The sequence below is a fragment of the Caballeronia sp. LZ043 genome, assembly GCF_031451075.1.
GTDB lineage: Bacteria > Pseudomonadota > Gammaproteobacteria > Burkholderiales > Burkholderiaceae > Caballeronia.
Window position 1 is genome coordinate 1 of sequence record NZ_JARUXT010000030.1, and the last position, 2,356, is coordinate 2,356.

General features: G+C 48.6%; 4 protein-coding genes and 1 pseudogene. 4 read left to right on the top strand and 1 reads right to left on the bottom strand.

Features of this window, described 5'->3' with window-relative positions:
- From QCE64_RS36250 to QCE64_RS36265, 4 genes are all read left to right on the top strand, one after another.
- A partial coding sequence (locus QCE64_RS36250; RefSeq protein ID WP_310009156.1) for an RHS repeat-associated core domain-containing protein occupies positions 1–469 on the top strand: 469 nt, incomplete at its 5' end.
- A gap of 243 nt (positions 470–712) precedes the next feature.
- Positions 713–1,018 carry a hypothetical protein gene (locus tag QCE64_RS36255; RefSeq protein WP_310009158.1) on the top strand — a complete coding sequence of 102 codons (306 nt, stop codon included), beginning with the start codon at positions 713–715 and terminating at the stop codon, positions 1,016–1,018.
- 6 nt (positions 1,019–1,024) lie between these two features.
- Positions 1,025–1,573 carry an RHS repeat-associated core domain-containing protein gene (locus QCE64_RS36260; RefSeq protein WP_310009160.1) on the top strand — a complete coding sequence of 183 codons (549 nt, stop codon included), beginning with the start codon at positions 1,025–1,027 and terminating at the stop codon, positions 1,571–1,573.
- Positions 1,570–2,043, top strand: coding sequence for a hypothetical protein (locus tag QCE64_RS36265; protein WP_310009162.1), 474 nt, complete (start codon positions 1,570–1,572; stop codon positions 2,041–2,043). Before QCE64_RS36260 ends, QCE64_RS36265 begins: the two co-directional genes overlap by 4 nt.
- A 43-nt stretch (positions 2,044–2,086) precedes the next feature.
- Here the strand turns inward: QCE64_RS36265 and QCE64_RS36270 are convergent.
- Positions 2,087–2,356 (bottom strand): annotated as a pseudogene (locus tag QCE64_RS36270) (hypothetical protein); the annotation flags it as partial.

A 2,356-nucleotide genomic window follows, 5' to 3' on the forward strand; every position in this document is an offset into this window, starting at 1 on the left:
GGCGATGCAGGTGGATGACGGGGCCTGCAAGCGGATTTACTTCTATCAGAATGATCCGAATGGTGCGCCGGTCAGGCTAAGCAGCGCGGACGGTGACATAGTTTGGGAAACGCACTACAGTGTTGCGGGTGGGATCGATTGGGTTGAGACGCGGAAGGTCGAGCAGGCCATTCGGTTGCAGGGGCAGTATTACGACGCTGAATCTAACCTGCATTACAACCGGTACAGATATTTCGATCCCTACACTGGACATTTCATCTCTCAGGACCCCATTGGGCTGCTTGGCGGCTTGAATGTTTTTGAGTTTGGACCGAATACATTTGGATGGATTGATCCCCTTGGCCTAAAGAAAAAGAAGAAATGTGCGTCGCCAAGGTGGAAGAGCAGAAGGAGATTCAGTGCGGGTGATTCAGGACTCAAGGGATCACGCGCACCGACATTCCAATCTGTCGCCAGCAGAGTATCTTGATCGCGGTAGGCAAAACGTCACGGACGGAGTACAGCTTAAAGGTGGAAAATACCCCGACGCAGGGTATTATGTTCGGAAAGTTGGAGAAGATAGTTACAGTCTTACCATCACAGACAAGAAAGGACAAATTCTTTCGATAGATACTTGGTCAAAAGAAGGTGCAACTATAAATCAGGAAAAACTTAGTGTCGGATTTAGAAATAGCGGCATTACACCACCGAAGCATTTTTGGGAGAGTCTGTGATGACCACGGCGCGAATGGTCGAATTAAAGCAGGCTTTGGAGAACGCCGGTTGGATGATTTTCGACGAGGATAGCGATTTATTCATTGTTGACGATGAGAGAGTGGTTTGGAAGATAGAGAAGATTCAATCCGGGAAGTCACTCGATGTGATTTTTTATTTATTCGACGATCTTGGTAGAAGAACTCAAAAATTGGCGGACATTCTGTACGTCGAAGACAACAATCGACGAAAAAGACTTTATTTTAGCAAGATCACATCGAGTAAATGGAAGGAAGATTTAGAGAGGTTTGTTCGCAGTTTGTGAGGTAGGTTGCAGGGGCAGGACTTCGATGACGAGTCGGGGCTGCATTACAACCGGTATAGATATTTCGATCCCTACACGGGGCAGTTCATCTCGCAGGATCCGATTGGACTTGAAGGCGGTGAAAATCCATATGAGTTCGCACTCAACATGTTTGGGTGGATCGATCCCCTAGGACTCAGATCATGCGATAAAAAATTTGATACCCGCCAGGAAGCGTTGGACGCAATATTCGATAGGGCCGGAATTCCCAGAGGCACAAGGCCAGATGCAGTTTGGGAAGTTGGAAACGATGCGACAAGACGAGGCATGCCTGGCTATTTGTTCTCTAATCACACTCAATCTCATGGCCGATATATGCAGTTTGAGACAGATCAAGGGTCGAGAGTGATCTCGGAACATTTGAAAGATGGAGATCCGCATTTCCATGCAGGGCAGCCAAAAATCGATCCGACGCGCGATTTCGTTGATTTTGGCTGGGGTGGTAACGTAAATGTGGCAGAACGCTACTCGCAGATCGATGGCGGACATCACTATTACTATCCGGGGGGGAAATGAAAATTGATGCAAAGTCCCAATTAGAATTTTTCTTAGGGAAACATCCCGAGGTTATCTTCTCCGGTTTTGCGAATGAGATCCAAACCTTTACGCCGCAACAGGTTTGGACGCATGTGGTACGCATTGGGTCGCAACCGTCAGTCGTCTTCTCTGACCGTTGCATGGAAGATGCGTCGAAAAGCTGGTGGAAGCTTGCACAATCGGCTGAGCTAATATCGGCCACGACATCAGACGTTTCTTGTTTGATTTCAATCGGAGGGTTGGGCTTACTTCCTTGGGCGATGGTTCAATTCCCGTTGGAAACTCCCATTCTTGAGGTATTCGCGGTAAATAGAGAGAGTCCTGAGTTTATTGTTTCAAGTAAATCTAAAGATACCTATTTGGCGGTTGTTAGGGAGGAGGACGAGATTTGGATTTATTTCGTGAATAGATGTGGTTCTGAGCTTAAGACAATGCTGCCTCAGCCATAAAGAGTCGACCCTGAACAATGCGCCGAGCCCTACACGAGTTGAGTTACGAGAGGAACATTCGAGGAGGCATGCTGAAGGACAAGCTCAGCATCAAGACGTAAAAAAGCGTCAGCCTCCTGAGGATCATCCTCAGGTTGTAACCCGCGCCGCACAACACTGCGTGAATCGCATCGCCTAATGCACCTTTGAGCCAATTCCGATCAAGCCTGCCGTTTGTCTTCATGTGGCCGATGGCGGGCTCGATTGCGCTTCGCCGGCGGATCATCGCGCGCAGTCCACGCGTGATGCCGCGACGCATACCCGGGTGATAGAT

What these genes read in the sequence shown, in the direction of transcription:
- QCE64_RS36255 (WP_310009158.1), top strand. Translation starts at nt 713, where the DNA reads ATGACCACGGCGCGAATGGTCGAATTAAAGCAGGCTTTGGAGAACGCC.
- QCE64_RS36265 (WP_310009162.1), top strand. Translation starts at nt 1,570, where the DNA reads ATGAAAATTGATGCAAAGTCCCAATTAGAATTTTTCTTAGGGAAACAT.